We start from the raw sequence: 15,867 nt of genomic DNA on the forward strand, positions 1-15,867 counted from the left end.
TGAGCACATCGTCAACGAAGCGTTTTCCTAGCTACGCTCAGTTCAGCGGCCGAGGCGCGGGAAGGAGGACCGGCCAGCGTAAACAGCTGCATCGCCGAGTTCTTCTTCGATGCGCAGGAGCTGGTTGTACTTGGCAACGCGCTCGGAACGAGCCGGTGCGCCAGTCTTGATCTGACCGGAGTTGGTGGCAACTGCGAGGTCAGCAATGGTGACGTCTTCGGTCTCGCCGGAACGGTGCGAGGTCATCGAACGGTAGCCGTTACGGTGTGCTTCCTCAACTGCATCGAGGGTTTCGGTGAGCGAACCGATCTGGTTGACCTTGACCAGCAGAGCGTTGGCGGCACCGAGCTCGATGCCCTTGCGCAGACGCTCCGGGTTGGTAACGAAGAAGTCATCGCCAACGAGCTGGACGCGATCGCCGATCTTGTCGGTGAGGGACTTCCATGCATCCCATTCGTCTTCCGACAGCGGGTCTTCGATGGAAACCAGCGGATACTTCGAGATGAGGTTCTCGTAGTACTCAACCATGTACTCGGTCGTGCGGCCTTCGCCTTCGAACTGGTACAGGCCGTCTTTGAAGAACTCAGAGGAAGCAACGTCGAGGGCGAGAGCAACGTCTTCGCCTGGCTTGAAGCCGGCCTTTTCGATTGCTTCGATGATCAGGTCGAGTGCTGCAGCGTTGGACTCGAGGTTCGGTGCGAAACCGCCTTCGTCGCCGAGGCCGGTGGACAGACCGCGTTCCTTGATGACGCCCTTGAGGGTGTGGTAGACCTCTGCGCCCCAACGGAGGGCTTCGCGGAAGGTCGGTGCACCGATCGGAGCGATCATGAATTCCTGGATGTCAACGTTGGTGTCGGCGTGTGAACCACCGTTGAGGATGTTCATCATCGGGACGGGCAGAACGTGAGCGTTCGGGCCACCGAGGTACTGGTAGAGCGACAGACCAGCGGATTCAGCTGCTGCGTGCGCAACAGCGAGGGAAACACCGAGGATGGCGTTTGCACCAAGCTTGCCCTTGTTCGGGGTGCCGTCGAGATCCAGCATGATCTGGTCGATGGCGCGCTGATCTGCAGCGTCCTCGTCGATCAGTTCGGGGGCGATGATGTCGTTCACTGCGTCAACGGCGTCCTGAACACCCTTGCCCAAGTAACGGCCCTTGTCGCCGTCGCGACGCTCAACTGCTTCAAATGCGCCGGTGGAAGCGCCTGAAGGCACGGATGCGCGCGCAAGCGTTCCGTCTTCGAGCAGGACCTCAACCTCAACGGTCGGGTTACCGCGCGAGTCCAGAATCTCGCGAGCTCCAATAGCCTCAATCCTTGCCACGTCATTCTCCAATCGATCAATTTCGTGGACTGTTGTCAGTCATAACGGTAGTACGTTTGCGGCCATTCGGCCTAGTTGCAGACGCAAATCTGAACAAGCATTCACGCCGTGTGGGGTGCGATGATCCGTTCAGCCGCCTTTGGTCCCGATCTTTGACGAAACCAAGGAGGAATGGATCACACGATCACTTGTCAGACTCAGCTCCGCCACTGGTCTGGGCAGCCGTGAAAACGGAGGCATCCACAACGTCACCGAAGATCGGTGCCTTGAGGCTGCCCTCTTCTGTAATCGTGCCGTAGCGGGGGTTGATGTCAACCTTCTGCGTAGCAGCGATTTCCTTGTAGTCCTCAGCGAGGGTGGCAAGCGCATCCTGGCCCATCTGGTCCAGCTGAGCTTTGATCACCGAGTAGCGAAGAATCTCGGTCAGAACGGGGTTGAGGTCACCGGATGGAGCCTGAATACGTCCCTGGTCGACGAGCGACGCAACGAACTCATTCACCTGCTCATCGGTTGCAGAAATCTGGTTCTCATTAGCCAGTTGCGTGAACTTCAAAGCATCGGGAAGCATGGCCACAAGGGTTGCGCGATCCATCGGCTGGCCGGTCAACTCAGCGTACTGGGAAAGGGCGTCTGAGACATCAGCTTCGGAGTAGTTGACGCCGTTCACTGAAACTGCGGTGCCCGGGTGTGCCGAGCATGCTCCGAGTCCCAGGATGGAAATGCTTGCTACAGCAACCATTGCTGCTTTCTTTACGCTGAACACGTAGGTCCTCCCTGCCGTATAGCCCATGTTGGCCATGGTTATTTTATGACACGTTCCTTTAAAAGTGCTGAAAGCGCCGTGATGATGAAATCAGGCGTTGAAAGGGACAAGAATCTTCGTTACCAAAGTTTCAACCCAATCCAGCAACGCTTCATCCGTGAGCGTTTCTCCGCCGATTCGACTAGTCATGGGAAGGGGAACCATGACCTGTCGAACAGCAGCTTTAATGACCGCACCCGGGTGTAAACGCTTCAAGCGAAGAAGCTGAGACTCGCGCAAATCTACCGGACCAACACGCAGATACTTGCCCTGGGTCACGATCTCTTCAATACCGGTTGCGCGCACGATAGTGCGAAGGCGAGCAACATCGAACAGCAATTCCACATTTCGGGGCAACGGCCCGTATCGGTCAATCAGTTCCTCGCGCACATCGGCTGCTCGTTCGGGCGACGTGATCGACGCAATCTTGCCGTATACCTCCAAGCGCAGACGCTCACCGGGCACATAGTCCTCAGGAATGTGGGCATCAACGCTCAGATCCATCCGCAGGTCGCTCTTCTCTTCAGGAGCCTCGCCCCGATAGGCTGCGACCGCATCGGCGACCATCCTCACATACAGGTCGAAGCCAACCCCTTCAACATGACCGGATTGAGCCCCGCCCAGCAGGTTGCCGGCACCTCGGATCTCTAGATCCTTTTGTGCGACAGCAAGCCCCGCACCCAGGTCGGTGTTCGCAGCGATAGTTTTCAGGCGCTCATGCGCGGTTTCCGTCAGAGTCTTGTCCGCCGGATAGAAGAAATACGCGTACGCACGCTCGCGGCCTCGTCCCACTCGACCACGCAACTGGTGCAATTGGGACAAACCGAACACATCGGCGCGATCCACGATCAGCGTATTCGCGTTGGAAATATCCAAGCCGGTTTCCACAATGGTGGTACACACCAGAACGTCGAACTCGTGGTTCCAGAAGTCGACGATCACGTCCTCTAGCTGGTGTTCGCTCAGTTTTCCGTGAGCGATCCTCACGCGCGCCTCGGGAACGAGTTCCTGAATGTGGGCTGCGACCTTCGAAATTGAATCCACGCGATTGTGGACAAAAAACACCTGTCCGTCGCGTAGCAACTCACGGCGAATTGCCGCGCTGACCTGCGCATCCGTGTACGCTCCAACAAAAGTCAAAACCGGCTGACGTTCTTCTGGTGGAGTCTGCAGAATCGACATCTCACGAATACCTGACACTGCCATTTCCAGCGTTCTTGGGATCGGCGTGGCTGACATCGACAGCACATCCACATCGGTGCGCAGCGCCTTCAGCGTCTCTTTATGCTCAACGCCGAAACGCTGTTCCTCGTCAATCACGACAAGGCCGAGGTTCCTGAACACCACCGTTCCCGTCAGCAAGGAATGAGTGCCAATCACAAGGTCAACGCGCCCCGAGGCAAGCCCCTCTTTCACCTCTTGCGTTTCCTTCGGCGTTGAAAAACGCGAGAGGGACGCAATGGTCACGGGGAAGCCCGCGTAGCGTTCGGTGAAAGTTTCGACATGCTGTTGTACAAGCAGGGTCGTCGGGACAAGCACAGCAACCTGCTTGCCATCTTGAATTGCTTTAAACGCAGCGCGAACAGCGATTTCGGTCTTGCCGTATCCGACATCGCCCGTCAGCAGGCGATCCATGGGGATCGGCTTCTCCATATCAGCTTTCACTTCATCAATCGTCACCAGCTGATCGGGGGTTTCCACATATGGGAATGCATCCTCAAGTTCGCGTTGCCACGGAGTATCGGGGCCGAACGCGTGTCCTTTGGTTGCTTGACGGGCAGCGTAGAGGCGAATAAGCTCCTTGGCGATCTCGTTGACCGCTTTCTTCGCCTTCGCTTTCCGCTTCGCCCAGTCAGCTCCACCCATCTTCGTCAGCGTCGGCTGATCCGAACCCGTGTACTTGGAAATCTGTCCAAGGGCATCGGTCGGAATAAACAGCTGATCCCCACGCTGGCCTCTCTTTGAAGGCGCGTACTCCAAAACCAGATAGTCACGGGTGACAGATGCGGAGCCACGTCCCACGGTGCGCGAGACCATCTCAATGAATCGGCCGATACCGTGTTGCTCGTGGACGATGTAGTCACCCGGGTGCAGTGACAGCGGGTCGACACCCTTCTTGCGACGCGAGGGCATCCGTCGCATGTCCCGGGTTGTAGAACCCGTACGACCCGTCAGATCCGACTCCGTGAGGATAACGAACTGCTCATCCGGCAGGACAAAACCCTGTCCAGCTTGCGCGGTCGTAACGGCAACCGAACCGGCTTCGACAGGAGTCTCAATATCGTCGCGCAGAGTTGCCCGAACCCCTGCTTCAGCCATAATTGTGCGGATTCGGCGTGCAGGACCGGGGCCTTCGGTTGTGATGACAATCCGCCAGCCCTGCGACGCAAGCTGCTTCAAATCTGCGCTCGCCGACACAAAATCGCCCCTGTACGAGCGTACGTCACGCGCTCCCATGCTCATCAGAGCTGGGGACGCAACCACTGCCTTCGTCTCTTCCGCGAGCGCGTCGGAAGTGTCCTCGCCAAGCGCGTCGGCAAGTTCGGGTGGGGGGAGCGTGGTCAATTCCCACCAGGCACGATCGTCCGACTTCCAGATGTCCTCGTACTGAAGGAACGAGGCCTCGCCTGCTTGAATGGGCACGTGCCCCCCACCGGCGGCGGTGGACCAGGCGGCTGCTAAGAATTCTTCGGTCGTTGCGATCAGGTCTTGGGCGCGGGCAGCGATCCTCTCCGGGTCGCAGGCGATAATCGGGCTATCTGCGGGCAGAAGGTCAAGCAGACGATCCATGCCGGAGGTCAGAACCGGTGCCAGGGATTCAATGCCGGGCGCCGCGATACCTTCGGAAGCGAGTGCCAGCATTTCTGCCGCTCCTGGAAGCTTGGTGGCCAGTTCGCGCGCGCGAGCTCGCACGGCCCTATTGAGCAGGAGCTCACGGCATGCGGTTGCCCAGAGGCCGTCCGGTGCTTCCCCTAAGGTTCGCTGGTCTTGAAGAGAGAAGGCACGAATCTCGTCGACTTCGTCCCCCCACAACTCGATGCGTAGTGGATGCGCTTCCTGAGGCGGGAAAACGTCAAGGATTCCACCGCGAACGCTGACTTGTCCGCGAGATTCGACCATGTCGGTGCGCTGGTATCCCAGTTCGGTCAGCCGGTCGACAAGATCCGTCAGGTCAACACGATCCCCGACTTTGACGCGTACGACTTCAATGTCAGCCAGACCTCGAATAATTGGCTGGAGGAACGCGCGGATCGGGACAACAAGAACCGAAAGTGGACCCGCATGCGGATCGCCTGCAACGGGATGGACCAGCCTGCGGAGCACAGCAATACGACGGGCCATCGTATCGACCTGAGGTGAAAGACGCTCATGCGGGAGCGTTTCCCAGGAAGGGAACATTTCAACACTGTCCGTCCACGACCTCAGGGCAGCAGTCAAACGTTCAGCTTCACGCCCTGTCGCAGTCAGGGCAATCAGTGGCTGTGCCTGTCCGTATTCGCTTAGAGCAGCAAGAACGGGCGGATGCGCGCCAGCGGGAGCAACAAAACAACCGTTCCGTGCCGACGAGATCGAACCGCATGCCTGATCAAGTGCAGAATCTGAGGCAATGATGCCTTTTAAACCGGTAAGGTTCACTCTTTACTTCCCTGAGTTCGCTGAGTGTAGAGCCATCTGAGTCGGAGCAAAACCGTTTGTCACGATGGATTCGACGACGTCGGCAGCATTTTCAAAGGTCACGTCCCATTCGGGGCGGTCTTTGGCGCTCAGACGAGCAAGAACAAAGTCTGCGGGGGCTTGCCTGCCTGGCGGGCGACCGATACCAATACGCAGGCGATGATAGTCCTTCGTTCCAAGGACCTGAGAAATGGACTTCAACCCGTTGTGGCCACCTTCGCCACCGCCCTTTTTCAAGCGAAGCTCATGCGCCGGAAGATCCAGATCATCGTGAATGACTAGAAGATGACCGGCATCGATTCCAAGGAACTTCATCAGTCGGCCAACCGGGCCACCCGAGGTGTTCATATAGGAATCCGACTTTGCAAGCACAACCTTCGGACCGGGCACACCACCGGGAAGAATTCCAAGACGCACATCCGCTACGTGGGTGCCACTTCGATGAGATGACCACGATGCACCTGTACGTTGGAGCAACACATCTTCGGTCAACTGACCGACATTGTGACGGGTCACAGCATACTGCTCCCCCGGATTACCAAGGCCAACAACAAGCCACGCGGATGAAGACGTCATACGTCGATTCTGCCATTAGCGTCCACACAATGACGTATAAGGCGTTGCACACCACGCGGACCGAAGTGGGTTAGCGGGCATATGCGTTGCTCACGTAGGCTTGTCAACAGCTACTCCGTTTGTTCACCATCTACCCTAGGCATTGCAATGTTTCTTCCTCAGCGTTCCCCCGGCCAAGACTGGCTCGGTGTCGTTGTTGCAATCCCGGAGCCGTGGGTCACACAGCTGACAGAACTTCGCTTGAACCTCGGAGATCTTCAAGGGTCGATGGTGCCGGCGCACATTACGATCCTTCCGCCGACGCCGTTCCCCTCGGGCGAGCGTCCCGAAGTCATTCGTCACCTGCGTGAAGTGGCAAAACACCACCGCCCCTTCCGCGTGACCCTCAAAGGCAGTGGCTCATTCCGTCCGATTTCACCGGTTGCCTTCCTCAATGTGGATCACGGTGCGCGTGAATGTGAAAGCCTCGCCGACGAAGTCCGCACTGGGCCGCTGAACATCGAGCAACGTTTCCCCTACCACCCGCACGTCACCTTGGCGCAGGGTCTTGAGGATCCTGTGCTTGACTTGGCCGAAGATATCGGCGATACCTTCGAAGCCTCGTGGATTGTCCCCGGATTCCGCCTCGACAAAGTCGATGAACGAGGTATGTACTCCACCATGGCCCTATTCGACTTCGAAGCAGCCACACTCTAATCTCTTCACCCCCTCGCTCAGGGGATCCGTCACGTTCGTTGTGTCCACTCATCCGCCACCGTTACGGTGAATACATGACGAAAGAACAGGTGGCCTCGTCCCCTCAAACACAAGAGGATGCCATCCCCACTTCCGCACCCCCACGTCTCGGCGACGCGCTCCGCGCCCCGACCCTGGGCGATAAGGTCGCCCAACTTGGCGCCTGGTGGGCACATACGCGCCTGGCGCGCATGCTCGCACGCTACAACCAGGTCTCCGGCAACCTAATTTCTTCAGGCATGGCCCTGACCGCAATCCTGTCATTGACCGCCGCTTTGACCGTTCTTGTCACTGTTTTCCTGTCGATCATCGGCGACAATCAGGAGCTCCGCACCGCATTCTTCGATGCGATTGCGCATGCCATCCCATCCCTGATCCAAACAGATGACAACCCGAACGGCATGGTCAGCCCCGATGATTTCGTGATGACCGGAGCCGTGTCGATCACCGGCATCATCGCTCTTGCGATCATGACGTGGAGTGCCATCGGCGTGATTGGACAGCTCGCGAATTCGATTCGCAAAATGTTCGCGATCCCCACGGTCCCCGACAATCCGGTGATACAGATTCTGCGTAACGCGCTGGGGGCACTCGGCCTTGCGCTCTCCATCATTCTGGGCGCCGGTCTTGGCATTGTCGTCGATCTTGGTGGCCAGTGGATCCTAGGCACGATTGGTTTGTCTTCCGGCCCCGTTGCCACCGGCCTGCTGAAAATTGCTTCCTACGTGGTCGCTTTCGTCGTCTATGCGCTGGTCACTTGGCTTCTCATCTGGGTTGTCGCACGCGTTCATCCTCCGCGCAAAGACCTGATCTGGGGGCTGGCAATCATCTCAGTCGCATCGATCGTGCTACGAATTCTTGGTACGTCTGCAGTCAGCGCTTCGTCGAGCCCACTCCTTGCGGCGGGCGCTTCCATCATCACGCTGATCCTCTGGATCAACCTACAAATGAGAGCTTTCCTGATGGCATGCGCGTGGATGGCAAACCCGCCGGCACCCGGCAAGCCCGCGGATGCTGACGAAGTCCATTTCACAGAACGCCCGAACTACATCACCTGCTCGGATCCGCGAACACTGCTCTGGCCACACCACCCGATTTCCGGGGAAGTTCGCCCCGACCCGTTGTATTCGGCAAGCCGTGACTTGGAGTGGCAGACGATCAAGTAACTGCCCTCCGCCGTTAGTTCACGAGGCCGGGCAGGCTGAATACGACTGTGGGGGAACACCAGATGGTGTTCCCCCACTTCGCTTGTTCATGCTCGAGTTGAAAAGAAATCCAGAAGATTCCCTTCCGGGCCCCACGACAGCCCTAGCGGTCAAACCTGGTAGGTCACGGTGAGTGGTGCATGATCAGAGAATCGCTGGTCGTAAGCCTGAGCACGCCCGATCGCGAATGTAGTCGCGGTCGATGCCAGAGTCGGAGTTGCATAGTGATAGTCGATGCGCCAGCCCGTGTCGTTATCGAAGGCTTTGCCTCGCCACGACCACCACGTGTACGGCCCCTGCACGTCACCGGCTAGGTCACGAACAACGTCATGCCAGCCGGCATCGACCCAATCGTTTAGGAATACGATTTCCTCGTCCAAGACACCCGCACGTTTATTGTGGTTCGGCATCCAGTTCTTTATGTCCTGACGTGAGCGAACAACGTTGTAGTCACCGCAGACGACAGCCTTTTCACCCGACGCAAGAATCTCAGCCATGCGCTCGCCAATGCGAGGCAGATGAGCCATCTTCGCTTCTTGCTTCGGCGTATCCTTTTCACCCGAATGGAAGTATGCGGACACAACACGAACACTCTGAGAGTTCGCGGTGACAACGGCTTCAATCCAACGCCCAGAGTCAACGTCAGTGTCCGCGTCCCCCAACCCTGCGCGAACATCATCTAGGGTTGCACGGCCTCGTCGCACTGCAATCGCAACACCCGCGCGACCTTTGATGCGACACGGCTCGGTGGCAAGCAACCACTCTTGCCCCAAGATGTCTTCGGTGATCTGAGTATCGGCGCGCACTTCCTGCATCAGCAGAACATCCGGGTCTTCGACCGCAATCCAATCAAGAAAACCACGTTTTACCGCTGCGCGGATCCCGTTCAGGTTAATGCTTGTAATCTTCACGCTTATCCCTTGTGCGTTGAATTCGGCAGGGTGTCAGTCGCCCAGCGTGGCAACCATGACCGCCTTGATCGTGTGCATACGGTTTTCTGCCTGATCGAAGACGATCGAAGCGCCTCCTTCGAAGACCTCGTCGGTCACTTCGATACCATCCATACCGGTGGCTTCAAACAGCTGCTCACCGATCACGGTCTTACGATCGTGATACGCCGGCAGGCAGTGCATGAACTTTGCCTGCGGGCCAGCCTTTTCCATCAGCGAAGCATTCACCTGGTAGTCACGTAGCATCTCGATGCGTTCATTCCAGACATCTTTCGGCTCGCCCATCGACACCCAAATGTCAGTGTGGACGAAGCCAACACCCGCAACACCTTCATCAACCTTGTCGGTCACCGTCACCTTCGCACCGGTTTCTTCGCCAATACGGCGTGCGTGAGCGATGCATTCTTCATCCGGCCAAAGTTCACGCGGCGCAACAATGCGGACATCAGCTCCGATCAACGCGCCATTGACCAGCAGGGACCGACCCATGTTGAAACGAGCATCACCAACGTAGGCGTAGGACACCTGATTCAGAGGCTTACCCGCGTGTTCACGCATGGTCAGTGAATCGCAGAGCATCTGAGTCGGATGCCAGTCATCGGTCAGACCATTCCACACCGGAACACCGGAGAGCTCCGAAAGAACCTCAACCTTTTCCTGCTCATCACCGCGGTATTCGATACCGTCAAACATGCGACCCAGAACGCGAGCGGTATCAGCAGTCGACTCCTTGTGTCCCATCTGCGAACCGGAAGGATCTAGATAGGTGGTGTGTGCCCCCTGATCGAAAGCTGCCACCTCGAAGGAGCAACGCGTGCGCGTCGACGTCTTCTCGAAGATCAGCGCAATATTGCGCCCCTTGAGGTGCTGAACCTCGGTACCATTCTTCTTCGCGGCTTTGAGTTCAGCTGCCAGATCAATCAAAGACAGCCATTCGGCAGGAGTGAAGTCGATTTCGCGGAGGAACGGACGACCATGAAGAGCGTGAGGCATGGATGCTCCTTGTGAGATTGTGTAGGTCTGAAAGTAGGAACGTTGAACGTTCGAGGCGTCAAACGTTAAACGCGTGCGGGTAAAGTATCGCGCACAATCGGGCAAGTCATGCAGTGCGCCCCGCCACGTCCGCGGCCAAGTTCATTGCCGGGGATCGTAATGACCTCGAAACCCTGGTCCGAGAAGTAGTCGTTCGACACCGTATTTCGTTCGTATGACATGACGACACCGGGCTCTAGGGCAAGGAGATTCGAACCGTCATTCCACTGTTCGCGTTCGGCGGTCAAAGAATCCGTGGGGACCGTCAGCACGCGGATGGAATCGAATCCCAATCCGGCAGCGATGACGTCATACATCTCATCAGCTTCGTGAACGGTGATATCCAATTCGCCAGCAGCACCGGGGCGAATCACCTGAGTACGAACCTTCCCCAACCCGGCATAGGCAGTAAATGTTGCTTCATCGAGCATCGTGAAAATCGTGTCGAGGTGCATCTGAGCACGCTTCTTTTCGATCTGCAAAACAATCACGGTGGACGCTACTTCGCCGGCAAAAAGCCTGCGAGCAAGACGTTCAATTCCCTGTGCAGTCGTACGTTCTGAGGCGCCAATAATCAGTGTGTCGTTTCCAGCGTTAATGATGTCGCCACCTTCGATTGTGGCCTGGCCGTCAAGAGTCCCGTGATTCCAGAAGGGGATGTTGAGATCAGCGAAACGCGGGTGCAACCGGTAGACGATCTCTTGGTTGATCGTTTCGCGACGACGAGCCTGTTTCCGCATAGACAAAACCGCAACTCCCCCGCCGATCCACGACGAGGTGTCACGAGTGAACAGGTGGTTCGGCAACGGGGCAAGAATGAAGTCATCCAAGTCCATTCCGGAGATCCAGGCGGACTTCGGTTCATCGATCTGTTCTAAAAGCTCACGCTTCGTCATGCCGGCAATCAAGATCTCGGCAAGGTGAGACGAATCCAGTCCGGCTGTAAAAGCGCGGAGTGAATCCAAAGCTGCAGGACCAACCGTTTTATCGGTGAAAACGAGTTCCAGGGCTTCATCACGACCGCCTGGAACTTCGAGGGCTTCAGTCAAAAGAGTCGAAAAATCAAGAACCTCGATGCCATGACGACGCATCTTTGAGGTCATCGCATCGTGTTCTTCTTGGGCGCGCTCCAACCAGATCACGTCATCGAAGAGGAGTTCTTCCATGTTCGTTGGCGTAATACGCGACATTTCGTTACCGGGACGGTGAACGAGGACTGTCTTCAGCGCACCAACTTCAGATGTGACTGACGGATTCAATGAACTCACTATCTTCAACTCCAACATATGTGGCACTGGGGCGGAGCCTCAACGCCAAGGCTCCACCCCACCACCACAAACAGTTACGCGAGGCGCTCTGCTGCCTCGACAACGTTCGTCACCAGGAGCGCGCGAGTCATGGGACCTACGCCCTTCGGGTTCGGGGACAACCACGATGCGACCTGGTCAACACCGTCTGCAACGTCGCCGCGCAGGCGAGCCTTACCGTCTTCACCTTCAACGCGGGATACACCAACATCGAGCACTACTGCGCCCGGCTTCACCATGTCTTTGGTGATCAGTCCAGCACTACCCGCTGCGGCCACGACAACGTCCGCCTGACGCACGTGAGCAGCAAGATCCTTCGTGCCGGTGTGGCAGACGGTGACGGTTGCATTGATTTCCTTGCGGATCAGTAGCAAACCAATCGAACGGCCAACAGTGACACCGCGACCAACAACGCACACATCCTTGCCACGAAGGTCAATGCCGTGTCGTTCCATCAGTTCGATGACGGCGCGAGGCGTGCACGGAAGCGGAGTATCGATCGGCCCAGAGCCACGAAGAACCAAGCGACCAAGGTTCATCGGGTGCAGGCCATCTGCGTCCTTCGCAGGATCAATGCGTTCTAGGATCGCGTTCTGGTCGATGTCCTTCGGCAGTGGCAACTGAACGATGTAGCCCGTGCATGCCGGGTCAGCATTCAACTGGTCAATCGCTGCTTCAATTTCAGCCTGCGAAGCCGTTTCCGGCAGGTCAACGCGGATGGATTCGATACCCACTTCAGCGCAGTCGCGGTGCTTGCCCGCAACGTAGGACACCGAACCGGGATCTTCACCGACGAGGATCGTGCCAAGGCCGGGCACAACACCACGAGCGCGGAGATTCTTCACACGCTGGGCAAGTTCCGCCTTGATTGTGGCAGCTGTACCCGCACCGTCGAGGACCTTAGCGGGCCCTTCCCAGGGAGCCCTCATTCGCCAAGTCCAACGTAGAGCGGACGAGCGTCGGTCAGAGCCTTCACGCGTGCGCACAGGCCGTCAACGTCAACCGATGCGCCCGATGCCCCCTGAACCAGCGTGGTGCCGATGATGTCGGCGACCTCAGCGAAGTCCTTGGCGTCGAAGCCACGGGTTGCTAGAGCCGGCGTGCCGATACGCAGACCGGAGGTGCGCATCGGGGGACGCGGATCAAAGGGAACTGCGTTGCGGTTGACGGTAATGCCGACCTCGTGCAGAAGATCTTCTGCGTCGCGACCGTCCAGCTTCGATTCGACGAGGTCAACGAGGACCAAGTGAACGTCGGTACCACCGGTGACCAACTTGATGCCGGCTGCTTTCGCATCGTCTGCATTGAGACGATCAGCCAGTAGCTGAGCACCTTCGAGAGTGCGACGCTGACGATCCTTGAATTCTTCGGTCTGCGCGACCTTCATGGCGATTGCCTTTGCGGCAATCGCGTGCATGAGCGGACCGCCCTGCTGGCCGGGGAAGACTGCGGAGTTAATCTTCTTGCCCCACTGCTCGCCACGAGACGACAGAATCATGCCCGAACGCGGGCCACCGATCGTCTTGTGGACGGTAGTGGTGACAACGTCAGCGTGCGGGACTGGGCTGGGGTGCAGGTCTGCTGCGACAAGGCCGGCGAAGTGTGCCATATCGACCCAGAGTGCTGCGCCGACCTCGTCAGCGATCTCACGAAATGCCGCAAAGTCCAGATGACGCGGGTAGGCGGACCAGCCGGCGATGATGACCTTGGGGCGCTCACGCAGAGCAGCTTCGCGCACCTGCTCAGCCTCGATACGCATGGTCTGACGGTCGACCTCGTAGGCCACCGCGTTGTAGTTTTTGCCGGAGAAGTTGATCTTCATGCCGTGGGTCAGGTGACCGCCGTGAGCGAGGGACAGGCCAAGAATCGTGTCGCCCACGTTTGCCATCGCCATCAGGGCTGCAGCGTTTGCCTGCGCGCCGGCGTGTGGCTGAACGTTGACGAAGTCGGCACCCTTGAAGACCTGTTGTGCGCGCTCGATCGCAAGGTTTTCTGCGACGTCAACGGCTTCACAGCCACCGTAGTAGCGACGACCCGGGTAGCCTTCCGCGTACTTGTTCGTCAACACGGATCCCTGCGCTTCTAGGACTGCGCGCGGGACGAAGTTCTCTGACGCAATCATTTCGAGGGTCGCCCGCTGACGTGCCAGTTCAGCGTCGAGCACAGCCTGAATCTCGGGATCCAGCTGGGCAAGGGTCATGTCATTAAGGGAATCCATTGGGTTCTCCTGCTCCTTGAACTGCCGATTTCTCGGTCGGCGCCTTAGCCCAGGCGGGCGGCTATGGTGCCTGTTCATCGCTCCCCGGTGGTTTCCCACCTGTTCGCCAGTCACGACTCATCCACCATATCGCGAAGCGACCAGTTCGCGCACTGCCTTCCCACGTACGAGGCCACCTCCATCTAGGCACTCCCAGCCTGCTATGGGGCGGATGTGGCGAAAGCCGAAACCGTCGCTCACACTCACCAGCGAGAAGCGGTCTCGGCCTCGTGAATCAATTCCTCAGCAGTGCGTGCGTCACGCATCCGCCTGGGGAATAGACGAAAACTAGCGGGAGAACACCACGGTTCGCGTGCCGTCCATAAGGACGCGACGCTCGGCGTGCCAACGGACTGCCTGAGCCAAAACGCGACGCTCCACATCCTGGCCAAGCGCCACCATGTCCGGCGTGGAGTCGGCGTGCGTCACGCGCGTGACGTCCTGCTCGATGATCGGGCCCTCGTCCAGGTCGGCGGTCACGTAGTGTGCGGTCGCACCAATGAGCTTCACGCCACGATCATGCGCCTGCGCGTACGGGCGAGCACCCTTGAACGACGGCAGGAACGAGTGGTGAATATTGATGACGCGCCCCTGCATTTCTTCGCAGACCTTCTCAGACAGAATCTGCATGTAGCGTGCCAGAACAACTAGCTCCACCTTTTCCGAGCGGACCAGGTTGAGCAACTCACGCTCAGCGTCAGCCTTCGTTTCCTTCGTCACCGGAATATTCAGGAAGGGAACGCCGTAGAACTGAGCAACGGGAGCAAGATCCGGGTGGTTACCCACGACCGCGACAACCTCGATCGGCAGGCCCTGGCTACGCTGACGGTAGAGCAAGTCAGTCAGGCAGTGGCCCTCGCGCGACACCATGATGACCGTACGCAGGCGACGACCGAGGGCATCAATATGCCAGGTCGCATCAAAAGTCTTCGCAACCTTCGCCAGACCTTCTTCGACGGGACCTCGACCGACCGGCGAGTCAACCTCAATACGCATGAAAAACAGTCCCGAATCCGGATCCCCGAACTGCTGGGACTGAATAATATTGCCGTTCACACTGCCGATCACACCCGTCACCGCGTGGACAATACCCGGCTGATCCGGGCAGGACAGCGTGATGACAAGCTTCGTGTTTTCTACGGTCGATTCACTCATGGGTACAGATTAGCGGAGGCGGACGAGATCGGGTCGGACCGCCCGGCCCTCAGTCGCGGAGGCGGTCGGCCTCGCGGAGCATCGCGAGGGCCCCCTTCTCGTCGACGATGAGGGCGTTCGCGATTCCGATCCGCAAGGAGACGACCAGGGGCAGGGCCTTCGCTTCGCCCCAGCCTATCGCGAGGGAGCGCTTCGACGTCCGCACCGCGTCGAGGGAAACAGCGATGGTGCGCTTTTCGAGCTCAGGTGAGATCGCGTTGCCGTCAACGTCGACGACGTGGGAGAAGAGATCGGTGACGGCGCCGAGCTCGCGCATCCTCTGCATGCCCTCCGCCGTGAGGAAACCCGAGCGGACGAGGACCGACCCCGGCTCGAGGATGCCGGGCGAGAATACGACGAGGTCGGCCCTCGGGCCGGCGTCCAGAGTCGCCGCGACCGAGGGCTCGCGCAGCAGTCGGACGCTGAGCTCGGGGTCCGTGACGATCGCCGGGGCGGGGAGCATGTGGCCGACGCCCTGCCCGCGACGCGCCATGAGACCGATCGAATCGGCCACCTCGTCGTCGTTCGAGCGGACGAGGCCGCCGTACATCTGGTAGACCTCCAGGCCGCTCGTCCATTCCTCGGGCATCGCCCGGGCGACCGCGGTGAGCGATCGGCCCCAGGCGATGCCGAGGGATTGCGGAAGCGGGCGTTGGGCGGTGATGTAGTCGGCCGTCGTCGCCGCGACGAGGGCGCCGGTCGCCGCCTCGGAGTCCTGGCTGCGGACGACGAAGACCTCTGAGATCCCGAAGCGCTCCGCCAGCTCCTTCTCGAGGTGGCGGACCCTCGCGCGGGGGTGGTTGATCGTGAT

General features: G+C 58.6%; 13 protein-coding genes and 1 riboswitch. Of the genes, 2 read left to right on the plus strand and 11 right to left on the minus strand.

All coding sequences use genetic code 11. The features are described 5' to 3' along the window. Window positions 1-42: 42 nt before the first annotated feature. The 4 genes from eno to pth form a co-directional block, all read right to left on the minus strand. The gene (gene eno, locus AC5RE1_RS07180) at window positions 43-1,323 is read right to left on the minus strand and encodes a phosphopyruvate hydratase (RefSeq protein WP_179369854.1); all 1,281 of its coding nucleotides are present in this window, start codon (window positions 1,321-1,323) and stop codon (window positions 43-45) included. Between the two features lie 184 nt (window positions 1,324-1,507). Further along, window positions 1,508-2,086, minus strand: coding sequence for a hypothetical protein (locus AC5RE1_RS07185; protein ID WP_493938512.1), 579 nt, complete (start codon window positions 2,084-2,086; stop codon window positions 1,508-1,510). A 90-nt stretch (window positions 2,087-2,176) separates the two neighbouring features. Beyond that, window positions 2,177-5,761, minus strand: coding sequence for a transcription-repair coupling factor (mfd, locus tag AC5RE1_RS07190; protein ID WP_493938513.1), 3,585 nt, complete (start codon window positions 5,759-5,761; stop codon window positions 2,177-2,179). A gap of 3 nt (window positions 5,762-5,764) precedes the next feature. Beyond that, window positions 5,765-6,376 carry an aminoacyl-tRNA hydrolase gene (gene pth, locus AC5RE1_RS07195; RefSeq protein ID WP_179369857.1) on the minus strand — a complete coding sequence of 204 codons (612 nt, stop codon included), beginning with the start codon at window positions 6,374-6,376 and terminating at the stop codon, window positions 5,765-5,767. Window positions 6,377-6,523: 147 nt separating this feature from the next. Between pth and AC5RE1_RS07200 the strand changes: the two genes are divergently transcribed. Continuing rightward, window positions 6,524-7,072, plus strand: coding sequence for a 2'-5' RNA ligase family protein (locus tag AC5RE1_RS07200; protein WP_179369858.1), 549 nt, complete (start codon window positions 6,524-6,526; stop codon window positions 7,070-7,072). A 74-nt stretch (window positions 7,073-7,146) separates the two neighbouring features. Continuing rightward, window positions 7,147-8,277 carry a YhjD/YihY/BrkB family envelope integrity protein gene (locus AC5RE1_RS07205; RefSeq protein WP_493938514.1) on the plus strand — a complete coding sequence of 377 codons (1,131 nt, stop codon included), beginning with the start codon at window positions 7,147-7,149 and terminating at the stop codon, window positions 8,275-8,277. 149 nt (window positions 8,278-8,426) lie between these two features. Here AC5RE1_RS07205 and AC5RE1_RS07210 read toward each other — a convergent pair whose 3' ends face one another. From AC5RE1_RS07210 to AC5RE1_RS07240, 7 genes are all read right to left on the minus strand, one after another. Continuing rightward, window positions 8,427-9,233 carry an exodeoxyribonuclease III gene (locus AC5RE1_RS07210; protein WP_179370290.1) on the minus strand — a complete coding sequence of 269 codons (807 nt, stop codon included), beginning with the start codon at window positions 9,231-9,233 and terminating at the stop codon, window positions 8,427-8,429. A gap of 27 nt (window positions 9,234-9,260) precedes the next feature. Beyond that, window positions 9,261-10,259: an ornithine carbamoyltransferase gene (gene argF / locus AC5RE1_RS07215; RefSeq protein ID WP_493938515.1), complete on the minus strand. Its 999-nt coding sequence runs from the start codon at window positions 10,257-10,259 to the stop codon at window positions 9,261-9,263. A gap of 65 nt (window positions 10,260-10,324) precedes the next feature. Continuing rightward, window positions 10,325-11,557, minus strand: coding sequence for an arginine deiminase (locus AC5RE1_RS07220; RefSeq protein ID WP_181002097.1), 1,233 nt, complete (start codon window positions 11,555-11,557; stop codon window positions 10,325-10,327). A gap of 83 nt (window positions 11,558-11,640) precedes the next feature. Next, entirely contained in the window at window positions 11,641-12,534 is an 894-nt protein-coding gene (locus AC5RE1_RS07225) for a bifunctional methylenetetrahydrofolate dehydrogenase/methenyltetrahydrofolate cyclohydrolase (protein ID WP_103632043.1), read from the minus strand. Continuing rightward, window positions 12,531-13,823: a serine hydroxymethyltransferase gene (glyA, locus tag AC5RE1_RS07230; protein ID WP_103632044.1), complete on the minus strand. Its 1,293-nt coding sequence runs from the start codon at window positions 13,821-13,823 to the stop codon at window positions 12,531-12,533. Before glyA ends, AC5RE1_RS07225 begins: the two co-directional genes overlap by 4 nt. Before the next feature lie 40 nt (window positions 13,824-13,863). Further along, a riboswitch (ZMP/ZTP riboswitch) is annotated at window positions 13,864-13,947 on the minus strand. 203 nt (window positions 13,948-14,150) lie between these two features. Continuing rightward, window positions 14,151-15,017, minus strand: coding sequence for a formyltetrahydrofolate deformylase (purU, locus tag AC5RE1_RS07235; RefSeq protein WP_103632045.1), 867 nt, complete (start codon window positions 15,015-15,017; stop codon window positions 14,151-14,153). A gap of 49 nt (window positions 15,018-15,066) precedes the next feature. Further along, window positions 15,067-15,867: sugar-binding transcriptional regulator (locus AC5RE1_RS07240; RefSeq protein WP_493938516.1), on the minus strand; the 801-nt coding region annotated here is incomplete at its 5' end.

This window comes from Actinotignum sp. usb-actsch-rep-73 (genome assembly GCF_059082735.1).